Origin of the sequence: Kribbella sp. NPDC058245 (assembly GCF_042882005.1) — a bacterium.
Classification (GTDB): Bacteria; Actinomycetota; Actinomycetes; order Propionibacteriales; family Kribbellaceae; genus Kribbella.
The window spans coordinates 1-1,352 of record NZ_JBHVWY010000040.1 but is presented as its reverse complement, the minus strand read 5'-3'; the positions used below and the strand labels follow the sequence as shown (position 1 = coordinate 1,352).

At 65.8% G+C, this 1,352-nt stretch carries 1 protein-coding gene; it reads left to right on the top strand.

Annotated features, from left to right (window positions below; all coding sequences use genetic code 11):
- Positions 1 to 69 precede the first annotated feature (69 nt).
- Positions 70 to 1,316 (top strand): IS3 family transposase gene (locus tag ACFVWG_RS41475; protein WP_391549041.1). Its coding sequence is split into 2 segments (ribosomal slippage): positions 70 to 403 and positions 403 to 1,316, totalling 1,248 coding nucleotides; the frame shifts between segments, so codons are not numbered across the junction.
- Positions 1,317 to 1,352: the final 36 nt, after the last annotated feature.

Genomic DNA, 1,352 nt, shown 5'->3' with positions numbered 1-1,352 from the left:
GGGCCCTGACCCTGTTTCTTGGACACGCTGATTCCAGCATGGGCTGGAGAAGCGAGATGATTGCGAACTATGGCCCGCAAGAATTACTCCGAGGAGTTCTGTCGGCAGGCTGTCGACTTGTACGAGTCCACCCCGGGCGCGTCGCTGAAGAGCATCGCGGCTGATCTGGGGATCGAACGGGCCACCCTGAGGCGCTGGGTCGACCTGTACGGGACGGGCAAGAAGACCGCCGCGGACGGCACGACAGCTACTCGTCACGTGAGCAGCCCGGACAGCGGCTCACCCCCTGAGACCCCTGAACAGAAGATCGCCCGTCTCGAGGCCGAGAACGCCGCGTTACGCGCGGACAAGACCAAGCTCACCACCGAGCGGGAGATCCTTCGCCAGGCGGCCAAGTATTTCGCCGGGGAGACGAACTGGTGAGTCGCTTCCAGTTCGTCGCCGACCAATCCACCACCTACCCGGTGAAGCGGCTGTGCGAGCTCGTCGAGATCGAGCGATCGTCGTACTACGCCTGGGTCAAAGCCGCCCCGGCCCGACAGGCCCGGGCCGCCGCCGACGCGGCGCTGGCCGACCGGATCCGGAAGGTCCACACCGGCGACAACACGTGCGGTGCACCGCGGATCACCGCCGAACTCAACGACGGTGCCCCTGCCGATCAGCGAGTGAACCACAAACGGGTAGCGCGGGTCATGCGCGTCAACGGCATCGCCGGCTACCGGCGACGGCGCAAAGTCCGCACCACGATCCCCGAACCCACCGACCAGAAAGTGCCCGACCTGCTCAACCGCGACTTCACCGCCCCGGCCCCGAACCAGCGCTACGTCGGAGACATCACCTACCTGCCACTGGCCGACGGCAACAACCTCTACCTGGCCACCGTGATCGACTGCTACTCACGCCGCCTGGCCGGCTGGGCCATCGCGAACCACATGCGCACCGAACTCGTCACCGACGCCCTGAAAGCAGCCCAAGCCACCCGCGGCACCCTGACCGGCGCGATCTTCCACTCCGACCACGGATCGGTCTACACCTCCAAGGACTACGCCCGCCTGTGCACCGAACTCGGCGTGACCCAGTCCATGGGCGCGGTCGGCACGAGCGCCGACAACAGCCTCGCCGAATCATTCAACGCCACCCTCAAAAGAGAAATTCTCCAAGACGACAAGACCTGGCCCGACGAAACCACCTGCCGCCGCCAGACCTTCCGATGGCTGGTCCGCTACAACACCCACCGCCGACACTCCTGGTGCCACTACCAGTCCCCAACCACCTACGAAACCAGCACCGCCACTACGCTCCCATCAGCGGCGTAATCCACCACCCGTGTCCACGAACCGGGGGCAAGGCCC